General features: G+C 64.7%; 17 protein-coding genes. 10 read left to right on the top strand and 7 right to left on the bottom strand.

All coding sequences use genetic code 11. The annotated features are described in order from the left end of the window. Positions 1-58: 58 nt before the first annotated feature. Complete coding sequence (locus tag WHZ77_RS19080; RefSeq protein ID WP_375309343.1) at positions 59-1,666, bottom strand: L,D-transpeptidase; 1,608 nt, start codon at positions 1,664-1,666, stop codon at positions 59-61. Positions 1,667-1,875: 209 nt separating this feature from the next. On the opposite strand from WHZ77_RS19080, the gene WHZ77_RS19075 reads away from it, so the two are divergent. Further along, positions 1,876-2,424 (top strand): CreA family protein, encoded by a 549-nt coding sequence (locus WHZ77_RS19075; protein WP_375309342.1) that lies wholly within the window; start codon positions 1,876-1,878, stop codon positions 2,422-2,424. Here the strand turns inward: WHZ77_RS19075 and WHZ77_RS19070 are convergent. Beyond that, positions 2,414-2,608: a hypothetical protein gene (locus WHZ77_RS19070; protein ID WP_375309341.1), complete on the bottom strand. Its 195-nt coding sequence runs from the start codon at positions 2,606-2,608 to the stop codon at positions 2,414-2,416. The two genes, WHZ77_RS19075 and WHZ77_RS19070, sit on opposite strands and share 11 nt — an antisense overlap. A gap of 415 nt (positions 2,609-3,023) precedes the next feature. Here WHZ77_RS19070 and WHZ77_RS19065 point away from each other — a divergent pair, with 415 nt between their 5' ends. After that, positions 3,024-3,188 (top strand): hypothetical protein, encoded by a 165-nt coding sequence (locus WHZ77_RS19065; RefSeq protein WP_375309340.1) that lies wholly within the window; start codon positions 3,024-3,026, stop codon positions 3,186-3,188. A gap of 35 nt (positions 3,189-3,223) precedes the next feature. Beyond that, the gene (locus WHZ77_RS19060; protein WP_375309339.1) at positions 3,224-3,589 is read left to right on the top strand and encodes a hypothetical protein; all 366 of its coding nucleotides are present in this window, start codon (positions 3,224-3,226) and stop codon (positions 3,587-3,589) included. 3 nt (positions 3,590-3,592) lie between these two features. Here the strand turns inward: WHZ77_RS19060 and WHZ77_RS19055 are convergent, their stop codons facing one another. Next, positions 3,593-3,838 carry a DUF6719 family protein gene (locus WHZ77_RS19055; protein WP_375309338.1) on the bottom strand — a complete coding sequence of 82 codons (246 nt, stop codon included), beginning with the start codon at positions 3,836-3,838 and terminating at the stop codon, positions 3,593-3,595. A 67-nt stretch (positions 3,839-3,905) separates the two neighbouring features. Then, on the bottom strand, positions 3,906-5,375 hold the full coding sequence (locus WHZ77_RS19050; RefSeq protein WP_375309337.1) for a PLP-dependent aminotransferase family protein: 1,470 nt from the start codon (positions 5,373-5,375) through the stop codon (positions 3,906-3,908). Positions 5,376-5,450: 75 nt separating this feature from the next. Here WHZ77_RS19050 and WHZ77_RS19045 point away from each other — a divergent pair, with 75 nt between their 5' ends. From WHZ77_RS19045 to kynU, 5 genes are all read left to right on the top strand, one after another. Beyond that, positions 5,451-6,176: a pyridoxamine 5'-phosphate oxidase family protein gene (locus WHZ77_RS19045; RefSeq protein WP_375309336.1), complete on the top strand. Its 726-nt coding sequence runs from the start codon at positions 5,451-5,453 to the stop codon at positions 6,174-6,176. A gap of 52 nt (positions 6,177-6,228) precedes the next feature. Further along, positions 6,229-7,506 (top strand): ArgE/DapE family deacylase, encoded by a 1,278-nt coding sequence (locus WHZ77_RS19040; protein ID WP_375309335.1) that lies wholly within the window; start codon positions 6,229-6,231, stop codon positions 7,504-7,506. A 248-nt stretch (positions 7,507-7,754) separates the two neighbouring features. Then, positions 7,755-8,564, top strand: a complete 810-nt coding sequence (locus tag WHZ77_RS19035) for an alpha/beta hydrolase (RefSeq protein WP_375309334.1) — start codon at positions 7,755-7,757, stop codon at positions 8,562-8,564. Between the two features lie 34 nt (positions 8,565-8,598). Further along, complete coding sequence (gene kynA, locus WHZ77_RS19030; protein ID WP_375309333.1) at positions 8,599-9,438, top strand: tryptophan 2,3-dioxygenase; 840 nt, start codon at positions 8,599-8,601, stop codon at positions 9,436-9,438. 12 nt (positions 9,439-9,450) lie between these two features. Then, positions 9,451-10,665 carry a kynureninase gene (gene kynU / locus WHZ77_RS19025; protein ID WP_375309332.1) on the top strand — a complete coding sequence of 405 codons (1,215 nt, stop codon included), beginning with the start codon at positions 9,451-9,453 and terminating at the stop codon, positions 10,663-10,665. Between the two features lie 166 nt (positions 10,666-10,831). On the opposite strand, the gene WHZ77_RS19020 is transcribed toward kynU, so the two are convergent. After that, positions 10,832-11,620 carry a cobalamin-binding protein gene (locus WHZ77_RS19020; RefSeq protein ID WP_375309331.1) on the bottom strand — a complete coding sequence of 263 codons (789 nt, stop codon included), beginning with the start codon at positions 11,618-11,620 and terminating at the stop codon, positions 10,832-10,834. 119 nt (positions 11,621-11,739) lie between these two features. Between WHZ77_RS19020 and WHZ77_RS19015 the strand changes: the two genes are divergently transcribed. After that, entirely contained in the window at positions 11,740-12,141 is a 402-nt protein-coding gene (locus WHZ77_RS19015) for a PaaI family thioesterase (RefSeq protein ID WP_375309330.1), read from the top strand. Positions 12,142-12,291: 150 nt separating this feature from the next. Beyond that, positions 12,292-12,903: a GNAT family N-acetyltransferase gene (locus WHZ77_RS19010; protein WP_375309329.1), complete on the top strand. Its 612-nt coding sequence runs from the start codon at positions 12,292-12,294 to the stop codon at positions 12,901-12,903. Positions 12,904-12,982: 79 nt separating this feature from the next. Here WHZ77_RS19010 and WHZ77_RS19005 read toward each other — a convergent pair whose 3' ends face one another. Further along, entirely contained in the window at positions 12,983-13,288 is a 306-nt protein-coding gene (locus WHZ77_RS19005) for a hypothetical protein (RefSeq protein ID WP_298880448.1), read from the bottom strand. A 95-nt stretch (positions 13,289-13,383) separates the two neighbouring features. Next, positions 13,384-14,070 carry a DUF2161 domain-containing phosphodiesterase gene (locus WHZ77_RS19000; RefSeq protein WP_375309328.1) on the bottom strand — a complete coding sequence of 229 codons (687 nt, stop codon included), beginning with the start codon at positions 14,068-14,070 and terminating at the stop codon, positions 13,384-13,386. Positions 14,071-14,084: the final 14 nt, after the last annotated feature.

Here is a 14,084-nt window from a genome sequence, read left to right as displayed (position 1 = left end):
CTCCGCCGCCGCGGCCCGCCTGCTCAACACCGCGTTATCGGCTGCCGGTGCGGCGACATTAGTACAGGCGGACGATGAAGTCGGTGCCTTCGCCGGTCTCGCCCTGGTTGATGCCCTGGTCGGAGATGATGATCGAGCCGCCGGTGGTCAGCATCTCGTTGACCTTCGCCATGGCGTCGGCGGGGATCGAGACTCGATCGAGTGCCTCGGCCGGGCTGTCCGGCATCACCACGGGCTTGGCGGCGACGGGGATCACGGCGGCGCCACCCTTGCGGCGTGTGATGCGGCCGCCGTCTTCGCGCGCGGCGGAGCGTACGGAGACGGGCAGCGACACCACCGACCAATGCAGCGCATTGGCGTCGGTCTTCTCCACTTCGGCGGTGAAGACATGCGTGCCGAGCGGCCGGTCGCTCGCGGCAATCGTGACGGGCACCTCGAACAGCGGCGCGAAATTCTGCCGCACGTAGAGCTTGGAATCCTTGCGGCTGATGAAGACGGCGATCTGGCCGGCACGCTTGGGCGCTTCCGGCTTTGCGGCAGGCGCTGGATCGGCGACGCGCGTCTCGTCCTTCTTCACATCGGACGAAGGCGCCGTAGCCGTTACGGCTGGGTCGGGCTTCTTCGCGGTGTCGGCCGGTTCGGTCTTGGATGCCTCGACCTTGTCGGCAGGCTTGTCACCGGGGGGCGTCGAAGCCTTGAGCGCTTCCGCGGCCTCGGTGGGCTTTGCGTCTTCGGACGGTTTGGGTGCCTCCGCGCTCTTGGTCTCGGACACCGCCGGCTCTTCGACCTTGTCGGCCGGTGCGGCAGCTTGCTCGCGCGCCGCCGCGTTGCCGGTGGTCGCATCCGACATCACGGTGTGGCCGACCGACGAGCGCAGTTCGAGCACGCTGTCCGCGCTTGCGGTCTTCGTCTCGACCGGTTTGCCTTCAGCGGTCCTGGTTTGTGCCGCGCCCTTGTCGGCCTTGTCGCCGACGTTGGTCTGCGGCTCGAGGCTGGCTGCGGGTTGCGGCGCCACGCGCACCGAGGCGAGCAGGGGATGCGAGAAGTTCTGCGGCGACATCTGGCCGGGCGTCACGATCACGCGCGCGCCCATCCTGGTCCAGTTCCACATCTTCACGGCGAACGCCATCGGCATGCGGATGCAGCCATGCGAGGCCGGATAGCCCGGCAGCACGCCTGCATGCATCGCGACACCGGACCAGGTGATCCGCTGCATGTACGGCATCGGCGCGCCGCTATAGATGTTGGAATGGTGGAATTTGTGCTTCTGGATGACGCTGAACACACCCATCGGCGTCGAATGGCCCTTCATGCCTGTCGACACTGGGGATTCCGCGAACACGCCGTTGGTATCGTAGACGGTCACTTTCTGCCGCTCGATCGAGACGACGATGACGAGCGGGCCCTGCGGCTTGGTGCCGACTTCCTTCTCGGCGACGACGTCCTTCTTCCCCGCCGCGCCGCGCTTCTGCGGCTTCTGGCGCGGGATGTCGGGATGCCGATCCTGCCGGGAGACGTAGGACCCGTCGGAATAATCCGTCCAGTAATAAAATGCAGCGTCTGCCTGGCTCGCCATACCGATCGCACCCGCCGCCGTCAGAATGGCGACCTGCCACAGCCGCGCTGGCATGGCAGCAGCAAAACGGGACCCGTTCACGCTATTCATTCCTCGAATCCACAATCCAAATCAGTGATTAGTCTCGCAGAGGGGATACGCGTTCACCAGCAGAGCGGTTCTGCCATCAGCGACTTTTGTCCTAGCCGTAGCAAAAAAGCCTCACGGAGCGGTAAACGGTGGCCGCGCCCGGCGACCCGTCGTCTTCCTGTCCGGCTGTCGCATCCCTACATTGCGGGAACTCGTTACCGGAGAACTTCATGTCATTTCGTTTCCCCGATCTTTCCGGCATCCGCCTGAAAGGCCTCGCTTTATTCCTCCTGGCCCTGGCCGCGCCGGTGGCTTCCGCATCCGCCGCCGACGAGCCGGATCTGATCTTCCGCCGCTCGACCGTGTTCAAATGGATGAGCCCGAACGACAAGCTTGCGACCTATGGCCTCGACGACCCCGAGGTCGAAGGCGTTGCCTGCCATTTCACGGTACCGGAGAAGGGCGGCTTCAAGGGCTGGCTTGGCCTTGCCGAGGAGGTCTCGGACATCTCGCTCGCCTGCCGTCAGACCGGCCCGATCAAGTTCAAGAACAAGATGGAGCAGGGCGACGACATGTTCCGCCAGCGCCGTTCGCTGTTCTTCAAGAAGATGCAGATCGTGCGCGGCTGTGACGCCAAGCGCAACGTGCTGGTCTACATGGTCTATTCGGACAGGCTGATCGAGGGTTCGCCGAAGAACTCGACCTCGACCGTGCCGATCATGCCGTGGGGACCGGCTGACGCCAACGTCCAGAAGTGCGCCGAGTTCTTTACTCAGTAGCCACGATGCGGCTGGCCCGCGGTCTCGCGAGATGCGAGCCGGTCAGCCGCACGAAGGCCTGCGGCGCGGCCTCAAAGCCGCGGCTTGATTGCAACGCCATCGCGCCGGGCGATGTGGCGCCTTGAACGGTGCGGTCCGTCCATTGGTCCGCGTCGCGCGCCGCTGCGCGATCTTGCGCCATCATGATGGCCATTCCTCACGTGAACGTGCCCGGTGATCCGGGCTTCTGGTTTCGATGGCTTGGGTCGCAGCCGAAGCGCTGCCGGTTCGAAAGGATCCAGCCTTCGTTTGGATTCCTCTTCAGCAGAAAAACGTAAAATGCATGTGAAGCGTGGAAGGCGCGCACATGACGGCGCACCGTGCGCGGCAGGTTCCGGGCTCGACCGGAGCCTGCCAGGGAAATTTAGGCCGCGGGGCGGCCCATCTGAAAACATTGGGATTTTCCGCCGAATGTTTCGTCGCTCCGGAGGCGGCGAAACAATTCTCGCGAAGATGAAACCATTTTCCGCTTTTGGCGCATCACGGGCGAAACCGCCCATGGTTATCAGCTTCGTAACGACGACGGCGCACTGCCGGCCAAGAAATTGAGAGACAAGACCATGCGCGCGCTCAGCTTCATCCTCGCCTTTGGTTTCGTGCTCGCCGGTTCCTCGTTTGCGGGCGCGCCGGACGGCGGTCTGCCCGGTGTCGGCACCTTCCAATACAGCGGCTCGCCGGTCACGACCGCATCGTCGCAACCGATCGTGGTCGCCGCGCGCCTCTGATCGCCGCCAAGAAAAAGCAGCCGATAAAGGCCATCATGATTGTTCGTTTTTGTGCCGCAGCCTTCGTATCCGTTCTGACGATCAGTGTCGCGCAGGCGCAGGTGCGCACGCCCTCACGGCTACCAGATCCGCGCATCGAATTCGTGCGTCAGTGTGCGCCGCGCATGATTGGGCGCTGGGAGCATCCGGAGGAGGTCTGTGGCTGCCTGCATGATCACGCCGCCGCGGCCGTCGAGGACCGCGATCTGCGCGAGGCGCTGCTGCGCGGCATCAGCGAGACCGGTGTGCCGACGATCGAGACCGATTGGGTGCCGGCGTCCAAGCAAAGCGAGATCGGCCCCACCTTCACCAAGATCGCCAAGCCGACCCTCCAATGCATGTTCGATCCGGCGAAGTCGTAGGCGTCACCTCGACTTCGGACCGTATCGCGGCACGCAGGCGCTGGTTCGCGCCACGCCCTTCTCGGTCATCTTGGCGCCGCGCACTTCCTTGACCTGTCCGGCCGGACAGGTTCCGTCATCCACGAGCACACGCTGACCAAGCTTGAGATCGGCGATGTCCTCCACGCGCCCGACCGTGGCTGCATGCGCCGTCGAGGCCAGCACGCTGGAGATCAGGAGCGAAAGGAAGGCTGTACGGCGGAGTGACATGACGAAAGCTCCCGGAATCGATGCTTCAATGTAGGTAGCGGCCGGCGATTCTGACAGCGAAGCTTCGTCACGCCCGCCGGGCCGATTTGTTCTTAGCGCCAAAGGCGAGGCGCGATTCCTGCGCAAGCCGCTTCGCTGACGCCACCAGCTTTGGAACCGCGTGCCCCGAAAACCCCAGCACGAATCCGGGCAGGGGACGCGCCCGCGAATAGGTGTCGGCCAATAGCCAGCCTTCCGCGCCGGCCGCCTGCTTCGCCTCTGCTGCCACCGCCAGATCGACCGAGGGATCGAACCGGGCGACCAGGTGCAACCCTTGCGACGGCACCGGCACCGACAATGCGCCATCGGACGCTGCTTCCAGCGTCTCTGCCAGCGCATCGCGCGCCTCGCGATAGAGTTTTCGCACGCGTTTGAGGTTCGCGGCGAACGCGCCGGAATTGAGCATGTCGGCGACTGCGCCCTCCATCAGCGTGCCGGGAAAGCGGTCGAGCGCGGCGCGCGTGGCCGTCACGTCGGCGATCAGGCGCTCAGGCAGGGCGCAATAGCCGATGCGCAGGCCCGGAAACAGCGTCTTGGCGAATGTGCCCATGTAGATCACGCGCTGGAGGTGGTCGATGCCGGCCAGCGACATCAGCGGCGCGCCGTCATATCGGAACTCGCTGTCGTAATCGTCCTCCAGCACGAAGGCGCCAGCCTGCCTTGCCCAGTCGAGCAGCTCGAGCCGCCGCGGCATCGACATCTGTACGCCGAGTGGAAACTGGTGCGACGGTGTCACATAGGCCGCGCGCGCCGCCGGCGCCGCACTGCGGCCCTTGGCAACGCGTATGCCGTGCTCGTCCAAGGGAACGGGCACGGCGCGATAGCCGCAATGTGCGATGGTATTTCGCGCGGCAGGGTAGCCGGGGTCCTCGCACCAGACCTGATCGCCAGCCTTCAGGATCGCACTCAGCACGATGCGCAGCGCGTGCAGCGTACCTGACGTCAGCATGATCTGATCGGGATCGCAGCGCAGGCCGCGTGCCGACAACAGATGATCGGCGATCGCCGCGCGCAGCTCGCGGCTGCCGCGGGGATCGCCATAGTGCAGATGCTCGGACCCGAACGCGCGCATGCGCCTGCCGACGAAGGCGCGAAAACGCTGCACGGCGCGCTCGTCGATATGGGTGCAGCCGAGCGAGAACGCGCCTTGTCGTGGCGCCTCGATCACGACCTTTGGTTTCTTCGGCTCGACTGCGCGAGCCGGAATGCGCGCGGCGACGAACGTGCCGGAGCCGACGGTGGCGACGGCAAAGCCGTCGGCGATCAGCCGCTCATAGGCGGTGACGATGGCGTTACGGCGAAAGCCCGTCTGCTTCGCCAGTGTCCGTGACGGTGGCAGCGGCTCGCCGGGCTTCACAAGGCCGGCGACGATCATCTCGCACAGCGCCTGATACAGCCGGTGCGCTGCGGAGGCGCCGGCCGTGATGTGCGGACCGGTGAGGTCGAGCGGCAATTCGGCCTTGGCGGGTGCAGAGGAATTGGTCGGAATATTTTGCATGGAATTGGCACTATCGCAGACCAAATGGGCCGCTACAACTGCGCTGGAATTGTTCCAATCCCGACAGGAGCCGCCGTGAGCCAAACTGAGACCCAAAATTCCTACCCGACTTCAGCGCGGAATCAGGTGAAGCGCCGTCACGATCGCGGCTTTTACGATCACGACACCGTTCATCGCATCCTGGACTCCTCGATGATGTGCCACGTGTCGTATGTCATCGACGGCCAGCCTTATTGCACGCCGACCTTCTTCTGGCGCGAGGGCACCAAGCTGTACTGGCACGGTTCGAGCGCGAGCCGCATGCTGCGCAACCAGACCAGGGGCGAGCGCGTCTGCCTGACGGTCGCCCATCTCGACCGCCTGGTGCTGGCGCGCTGCGGCTTCAACCACTCCGCCGATTACCGCGCCGTGATGGCATTCGGCACCGCCTATCTCGTTACCGATCCCGAGGAGAAAGAGCGCGCAGTGATCGCGATGGTCGATCGTTTCTTCCCCGATCGCACCGCGAGCCTGCGAGCCAGCAACACGCAGGAGATCAAGGCGACCTCGTTCATCGCGATGGAGATCGAGGAGGCCTCGGCAAAAGTTCGCGCCAAGGGTGTCGCCGACGATGACGAGGACTACGCGCTGCCGATCTATGCCGAGCGTATTCCCGTGCGCACCGTGCTCGGCGCGCCAGAGCCGTGTCCGCGGCTGCTCGACGGCGTGACGCGTCCTGGGACGTTGAATGGCTATTCGGAAGGCCGACTGCTCGAAGATGCATTGCGGGATGCATATTTTGTGGAGTACCCGAACGGCTGAAATGGGCTAGCTTGCGGGCTCTTCGATTTGTTTGAACGCCTGGAGCAGCCTGATGAATGCCGAAACGCAACAGAGGATTCTTGACGCCGTCGATGCCGGCTTCGAAGCCCAGCTTGCGACCACCCGCGATTTCGTTGCGATCCCTTCGACCCGCGGGGCGGAGGGGCCGTGCCAGGACATGATCGGCGACCTCCTGCGCGAGCGCGGCTATGAGGTCGACGACTGGCACATCAATGTCGACGATCTCAAGGACCTCCGCGGCTTCGGCCCGATCGAGCACGATTTTTCGAAGGCGCGCTCGGTGGTGGGCACCTACCGCCCGCAGACCAGCGCCGGTAAATCGCTGATCCTTCAGGGACACTGCGACGTGGTGCCCGCGGGCCCGCTGGAGTTGTGGGACACACCGCCGTTCTCGCCGGTCATCAAGGACGGCAAGATGTTCGGCCGCGGCGCCTGCGACATGAAATCTGGCACGATCGGCGCGCTTCATGCGCTCGACGCGATCAAGGCCGCTGGTTTCAAGCCGACCGCGCGCATTCACTTCCAGTCGGTGATCGAGGAGGAGAGCACCGGCGTCGGCGCGCTCTCGACGCTGCAGCGTGGCTACCGTGCGGACGCCTGCTTCATCCCAGAGCCGACCAGCGGCAAGATGGTGCGCTCGCAGGTCGGCGTGATCTGGTTTCGCCTGCGCGTGAAGGGCCATCCGACCCATGTCGCTTTCGCCGGTTCCGGCGCCAATGCCATCATGGCGGCATATCATCTGATCCAGGCGGTCCAGAAGCTCGAGATCGAATGGAACGAGCGGGCCAAGGCCGATCGTCACTTCAAGACCCTCAACCATCCCATCAACTTCAATCCCGGCATCATCAAGGGCGGCGACTGGGCTTCCAGCGTGCCGGCCTGGTGCGACGTCGATTGCCGTATCGCGATTCTGCCGGGCTGGTCGGTCGCCGACCACCAGAAGGAGATCGCGGCCTGCGTTGCCGCGGCCGCGCGCAACCACCGCTTCCTCGCCAACAACCCGCCGGAGATCGAATGGTCGGGCTTCCTGTCGGACGGCTATGAGCTGACCGACGCCGCAGCGCCCGAGGCCGCCTTCGCCAAGGCCTTCGACAAGGTCTATGGCGGCGCAGTCGAAGACCTCGTCTTCACGGCGCTCACCGACACCCGCTTCTACGGCCTCAATTATGGCATCCCGAGCCTGTGCTTCGGCGCGAGCGGCGGCGAGATGCACGGCTTCAACGAATTCGTCGACCTGGACTCGCTGAAGAAGTCGACCAAGGCAACGGCGCTGTTCATCGCGGAATGGTGCGGGGTGGAGAAGGCGTAGGCTGCTTGTGTCCCGGACGCGGCGCAGCGTGGCACCGCAGAGCCGGGACCCATGTCGCCACATTCGCTGGACCCGGGTTCAGCAGCGCATCGTTGCACGTTGCGGTGCGCCCGGGGAACACCGGACGCAGATCGCGCATCTGCCCAATTCACCATCGTTCCCAAATACTTTAAGCTTAAAATAAAGACTAGGATGCAGGCCGCTCCGGTGGCAGACTGGCGTCGCGGGACGAGTCCCTTGGAGTCACGATGCGCGATTGGGATGATGCTTACGCCAATTCGGCCCATATCCCGGGCTCGGACGAGATGCCGGCGCAATGGACGGAGCGGGCGGCGGCCTACCGCGCCGGACTGAAAGGTTTTCGCACCGATATCGCCTATGGCGACGGCGAGCGCCAGCGCCTCGACCTCATCCTGCCTGACGGCGACAGCAAGGGTCTCGTCGTCTTCGTGCACGGCGGTTACTGGATGCGCTTCGACAAGTCGACCTGGACCGATCTGGCCGAAGGCGCGCGGCACCACGGTTGGACGGTGGCGCTGCCGAGCTACACCCTGGCGCCGGCCGCACGCATCTGCGACATCACCGCGGAAATCGCCGCCGCAATCGCCAAGGCCGCTTCGCTTGCTTCCGGTCCGATCCGTCTAGCCGGCCATTCAGCCGGCGGCCACCTCGTCACGCGCATGCTGTGCGACGACAGCCGGCTGGAGCCCGCCGTCTACAACCGCATCGCCGGCACGCTTTCGATCAGTGGCCTGCATGATCTGCGTCCGCTGCTGAAGACGAAGATGAACGAGACGCTGCGCATGACCATGGAGGAGGCGACGCTCGAAAGCGCGGCGCTGCACCTGCCGCGCGGACATTCGCCCGTGACCGCCTGGGTCGGCGGCAGCGAGCGGCCGGAATTCATCCGCCAGTCCGATCTGATGGCCAATATCTGGACCGGTTTCGACGTGCCGACGCGCCTCGTCATCGATCCCGGGCTGAACCATTTTACCGTGATCGACGCCCTGAAGGATCCATCATCGCCGATCACCGCGCGCCTGATCGGCCTCGACTGACGAGGCGAGGGATGATCGATCGAAAGGGCCTGTCATGACGTCCAGCGATTACGATCCCACGAGCGAAGGCGCCGAGACCGATTTCGCCCGGCGGATGTCCTATGGCGATTATCTGGCGCTGGATGCGATCCTCGGCGCGCAGCATCCGCTGTCGGAAGCCCATGACGAGATGCTGTTCATCATCCAGCATCAGACGACAGAGCTGTGGATGCGGCTCGCCCTCCATGAGCTGACCGCCGCGCGCCGCGCGATCGCAAAGGACGAGGTCGCGCCGGCCATGAAGATGCTGGCGCGGATGTCGCGTATCTTCGAGCAGCTCAACGGCGCCTGGGACGTGCTGCGCACCATGACGCCGAGCGAATACACGCGCTTTCGCTCCCAGCTCGGCCAGTCCTCTGGCTTCCAGTCACGGCAATACCGGCTGATCGAATTCCTGCTCGGCAACCGCAACCACGCCATGCTCAAGCCGCACGCGCATGATGTGGAAACCACGAATCTGCTCGAAACCGAACTCGCGACGCCGAGCCTTTACGATGAAGTGCTGCGGCTCGCCGACCGCAACGGGCTGAAGATGCCGGCGGCGGTGCTGGCACGCGACGTCCGCGAGACCCACAGCTTCAACGAAGGCGTGCTGCAGGCCTGGCGTCAGGTTTACGAGGCGCCGGAAACGCACTGGATGCTCTACGAGGTCGCCGAAAAGCTGGTCGACTTCGAGGACTATTTTCGCCGCTGGCGTTTCAACCATGTGACGACGGTCGAGCGTGTCATCGGTTTCAAGCGTGGCACCGGGGGCACCGGCGGCGTCAGCTATCTCAAGCGCATGCTGGAGGTCGAGCTGTTCCCCGAGCTCTGGCGTGTGCGTACAATTCTGTAGAGATGTCCAAAGATGCCCACTCGCAAGACCAAGCTTCGCGTCTATGACGACACCAGAGCCTTGTTCCATCTGCCTGAAGGCGTGATCTATCTCGACGGCAATTCGCTCGGCGCGCTGCCGCTGGGCGTTGCCGAGCGCGTCAACCGCGTCATCACCATGGAGTGGGGCAACGAACTGATCCGCGCCTGGAACAGTGCAGGCTGGTATGCCCAGCCGCGCCATGTCGGCGATCGCATCGCGCGATTGATCGGCGCGGAAGCCGGCTCCGTGATGGTCGGCGACACGCTGTCTCTCAAAGTCTATCAGGCGCTTGCGGCCGCGCTGGACATGAACGCATCGCGCAAGGTCGTGCTGTCGGACATCGGCAATTTCCCGACGGATCTCTACATGGCCGAGGGCCTGATCGCGACGCTCGGCCGCGCCCATCAATTGCGCCTGGTGACGCCGGAGGAGATCGAGGCCGCATTGTCGGAGGAGGTCGCCGTCCTCTACATCACCGAGGTCGACTACCGCACCGGCCGGCGCCACGACATGGCGAAGCTGACGGCCAATGCACGTGCGCTCGGCATCGTCACTGTCTGGGATCTCGCCCATTCCGCCGGTGCGTTGCCGGTCGATCTCGCCAGCTGCGGCGCCGATTTCGCCGCGGGCTGCACCTACAAATACATCAATGCCGGTCCCGGCGCCCCGGCCTTCCTCTATGTCGCGCCGCGTCACGCCGACACTGCGCGCGCAGCTCTGTCCGGCTGGATGGGGCACGAAAAGCCGTTTGCCTTCGAGCTTGGCTATGCGGCCGCGGGCGGCGTCGAGCGCATGCGGGTGGGCACGCCGCCGGTGCTCGCGATGGCGGCGCTGGAAGCCTCGCTCGACATCTGGGATCGCGTCGACATCGCGGAGGTGCGTGCCCGCTCGCTGGCGCTCGGCGATCTCCTGATTGCGGAGGTCGAGCGCCGTTGCCCGTCCCTGAAGCTTGTGACCCCGCGCTCGCATGAGCACCGCGGCTCGCAAGTCTCCTTCGCCTTCGAGGGCGGCTACGCCGCCATGCAGGCCCTGATCGCCCGCGGCGTCATCGGCGACTTCCGCGCGCCCGACATCATGCGGTTCGGAATTACGCCGCTTTACATCGGCGAGAGCGAGATCATGCGGGCAGCCGAGATCATAGAAGAAGTGATCGGAGACGAGGTGCGGCGCCGGCCGGAATATCAGGTCGTCAACGCGGTGACGTGAGAAGCTATCACCGTCACCCTGAGGTGGCCTCTTCTTCAGCGGCCCTCGAAGGGCGACGGCCCGGCTGCATCGGGGCCGTTCATCCTTCGAGGCTCCCTGCACGGTGCTTTGCACCGCGCAGTTCGCACCTCAGGATGACGGGATCAAGGAGGTCGATGCTGAAAGTTCAGGGGCGTTCGCCCCACAGCGCCGTCACGATCGCGTCCAGCCCATCCGTCAGCGCCGCTGGCCCCGGTTGCAGGATGATCGGCGATTTGATCTCGACGATGCGATCATTACGCACGGCCGGAATTTCACTCCAGCCGTCGCGCGCGCGGATGCGGGCAGGCACGACCTTCTTGCCGCACCATGACGCCAGGATCACGTCGGGCGACGCTTCACGCACCGCGTCCGCCGAAACGATGCGATCCTTTGCGGCCTGGCAATGGCGCAGCTCCGGAAACACATCCGCGCCGCCGGCGATCTCGATCAGTTCGGAGACCCAGCCGATGCCGGAGATCAGCGGGCCGTCCCATTCTTCGAAGTAGACTCTTGGCCGCGGTGAGGGGCGGGATGTTGCCGCAATCGCGGCAAGGCGCCGCTCGAGGCCGTGCGCGAGTTCCTCGGCGGGCTCGACCGCACCGACCAGCGCGCCGAGCGTTCGGATCATCGCCAAAATCCCGGCGATGTCGCGCTGATTGAAGACGTGGACATCGACGCCGGCGCGAACGAGATCAGCGACGATACCGGCCTGGAGATCCGAGAAGGCGAGCACCAGGTCCGGTTCCAGCGCCAGGGTTTTCGGCATGTCCGCCGAGACGAAGGCCGACACCCGCGGCTTCTCGCGCCGCACCTGCGGTGGACGGACGGCGTAGCCGGAGACGCCGACGATGCGGTCCTGCTCGCCGAGCAGGTAGAGCGTTTCGACCGTCTCTTCGGTCAGGCAGACGATGCGGCGGGGCGGGAAGTGGCGCATGGCAGGAGCATATGCGCAAATGAAGGCGCCAAAGTCAGTATGGCCGTTACCTCTGACGTCATTGCTTTGCCGCGCCAGGCAATTCACGCTGAGACAACAATGAATTGGGAGGAGATCCGATGACACCGCTCGAGAAACTTCAAGCGATGAAGATGCCATTCGCCGAGCTCAAGGGCGTCGAGTTCATCGAGGCCGGGAGGGATCGCGTGGTGGCGCGAATGACGGTCCGCCCCGACCTCTGCACGCTCCACCACACCATTCACGGCGGCGCGGTGATGGCGCTCGCCGATTCCGTCGGCGCGGCGGCGACCGTGATCAACCTGCCGGAGGGCGCCAAGGGCACGACCACCCTGGAAAGCAAGACCAACTTTATCGGCGGGGCCAAGGAGGGAACTACGGTTATCGCCACAGCGACCCCGGTCCACCGGGGCCGGCGGACCCAAGTCTGGACCACTCGGCTGGAAACCGAGGACGGCAAGCTCGTCGCAGTGGTCACCCAGACGCAGCTCGTCCTCGTATGACTACGGGACTTTGATTTTGTTAACGAATTAGTCGCTTGCGGTGCTCGAAACTTGGGCAGGTTCCCGTCTTGAAAAATTTGTTGCGATGCACAATATTGGAGGTCTAGGGATTCGAACGCCTCCTCGAGGGACACCAAGAGGAGTTTTGACGTGATATTAGAAGAGATCGTCCGCACGACGCCCGTTCCGGGCTATGTACGGACCCTGAGTCAGCAGGAAGAATTGCCGCTCCTGCGCGATCACCTGCTGAGGCTCGATGCCGGAAGCCGGCATGACCGTTTCAACGGCTTTCTCGACGACAGTTTCATCGAGCGTTACGCCGCCCGCTGCGCCGAGGACGGCACCGTGATTGTCGCCTACATCGTCGACGGCATGGTCCGCGGAGCGGCCGAGCTGCATCCGCCGGAGGGCGATTCGCTGCCCGAGGTTGCCTTCAGCGTAGAAGCCTCGGCGCGCCGCCAGAACGTCGGGACCATCTTGTTCAGCCGACTGATCGCGGAAGCGCGCTGGAAGGGCTACAAGCGCCTGCGCATCACCACGGGCGCAGAGAATCACGCGATGCGGGCGCTCGCCAGGAAGTTCGGGGCGCATCTTGCTTTCCGTCATGGCGAATCGACCGGCACGATCGATCTTGCCAAGACGCCGGAGGCAGAGCTCGCTGAACTCGCGGCCTCGCCATTCGCGGCCGGCCGCGCCTTGCTCAGCTTCAACTCGACATGCTGGAAGATCATTTCCAGCATGTACGGTAGCCGCGCTGCCTGACGCATAGAGCCGGCAGGAATCAAAAAAGCGGACCGGCAAAACCGGTCCGCTTTCGTATTGGGATTAAGAAGTTAAGCGCTCAGGTGCCGGTGCGCTTGTCGTTGCCGAAGCGGCGCACGACGCGGCGTTCGACCACCACCGAGCGCTGCGCGCCCTGTTCGCCGGCGATCACGCGGGTCGCGGTGATGCGGCTGTTGGTGCGGGCCTGCTTCTTGACTTCGGCCTGGACGATGTCGAGCGGCATGCCCATCAGCGCTGCGGCGATCTCGGCCTGCTGCTCCTGATCGTCGGTGATGCCGACGGCGGCGAAGATCGCCTCGTCCAAGGTCGGCGGATCGTGGCGCACGCGCCGCGTGCCATATTTGGTATTCCAGTCTGCGCTCATAACGGCCTCGTTTCGATGCCGGGATGCCTAGTGCCGCCAATGTTGCATTGCAATATGAAATCGGTGTGGCATCTCAGCTATGCACCGGTCGGGTGTCAGGGCGCTGACACGACATCGCCATCGCGTTCGATCCGTTGTTGCGGCCAGCGCTTCAGTGCGGCGTGTCCGGCCTCCGTAAGCCCGTAGATTCCCCGGTCGGCGCGTTCGAACCAGCCATACACATTGTTAAGCAAGATCTTGCCGGCGTCAGGGCAGCGCTCGCGCAATTCGCGCACGCGCCGCGGGCCTCCCGCAAGCTCCGAGGCGCAGGCCAATGCCTGCTGCCGATAGGCGGTCATGATCGGCGCGCGCGTGCTGCCGCCGAGCACGGGATCGCCCTGGCGGCGCTGATGCTCGGACACGAGGCGCGAGCGAACCTTCGGCTCGCGGCGCGGTGCCGCTGTCGGCGGCTTCACCAGCACCTCGACCTGGCCGCGGTCGGTCACCCCGAGCATACCGAAGCCGAGCCGGCGGCAGAGATTGCGATAGCGCGCATCGCTCTCGCGTCCCTTGCCGCGGATCGACATCCTCGCGGCGATCCAGACCTCGTCGCCGGCTGGCGCGCGATCGACCGCTTGCAGAATGAGCTCGAGATTGAAGGCAAGCTTGAGCTCGCCGATCACCACGACCGGTGGATCGCCTGCGCTGAGGCCCACGAGATCGCAGCCGCCGATCTCGCCCTTGACCGTGAAGCCGAGCTCTTCGAGGAAGCGTTTGACGGGCAGATAGAGCGTGGTTTCCACGGCGTGTCCGATCG

The sequence above is a fragment of the Bradyrhizobium sp. A5 genome, from assembly GCF_042076515.1.
GTDB lineage: Bacteria > Pseudomonadota > Alphaproteobacteria > Rhizobiales > Xanthobacteraceae > Bradyrhizobium > Bradyrhizobium cosmicum.
This window is presented reverse-complemented; position numbering and strand designations above follow the sequence as displayed.

Bases quoted from the DNA above. Each gene is read 5' to 3' on its own strand.
- WHZ77_RS19005 (WP_298880448.1), bottom strand. From the start codon at position 13,288: ATGAGCGCAGACTGGAATACCAAATATGGCACGCGGCGCGTGCGCCAC.
- WHZ77_RS19060 (WP_375309339.1), top strand. From the start codon at position 3,224: ATGATTGTTCGTTTTTGTGCCGCAGCCTTCGTATCCGTTCTGACGATC.
- WHZ77_RS19035 (WP_375309334.1), top strand. From the start codon at position 7,755: ATGCGCGATTGGGATGATGCTTACGCCAATTCGGCCCATATCCCGGGC.
- kynU (WP_375309332.1), top strand. From the start codon at position 9,451: ATGCCCACTCGCAAGACCAAGCTTCGCGTCTATGACGACACCAGAGCC.
- WHZ77_RS19020 (WP_375309331.1), bottom strand. From the start codon at position 11,620: ATGCGCCACTTCCCGCCCCGCCGCATCGTCTGCCTGACCGAAGAGACG.
- WHZ77_RS19040 (WP_375309335.1), top strand. From the start codon at position 6,229: ATGAATGCCGAAACGCAACAGAGGATTCTTGACGCCGTCGATGCCGGC.
- WHZ77_RS19015 (WP_375309330.1), top strand. From the start codon at position 11,740: ATGACACCGCTCGAGAAACTTCAAGCGATGAAGATGCCATTCGCCGAG.
- kynA (WP_375309333.1), top strand. From the start codon at position 8,599: ATGACGTCCAGCGATTACGATCCCACGAGCGAAGGCGCCGAGACCGAT.
- WHZ77_RS19070 (WP_375309341.1), bottom strand. From the start codon at position 2,608: ATGATGGCGCAAGATCGCGCAGCGGCGCGCGACGCGGACCAATGGACG.
- WHZ77_RS19075 (WP_375309342.1), top strand. From the start codon at position 1,876: ATGTCATTTCGTTTCCCCGATCTTTCCGGCATCCGCCTGAAAGGCCTC.
- WHZ77_RS19055 (WP_375309338.1), bottom strand. From the start codon at position 3,838: ATGTCACTCCGCCGTACAGCCTTCCTTTCGCTCCTGATCTCCAGCGTG.
- WHZ77_RS19065 (WP_375309340.1), top strand. From the start codon at position 3,024: ATGCGCGCGCTCAGCTTCATCCTCGCCTTTGGTTTCGTGCTCGCCGGT.
- WHZ77_RS19050 (WP_375309337.1), bottom strand. From the start codon at position 5,375: ATGCAAAATATTCCGACCAATTCCTCTGCACCCGCCAAGGCCGAATTG.
- WHZ77_RS19080 (WP_375309343.1), bottom strand. From the start codon at position 1,666: ATGAATAGCGTGAACGGGTCCCGTTTTGCTGCTGCCATGCCAGCGCGG.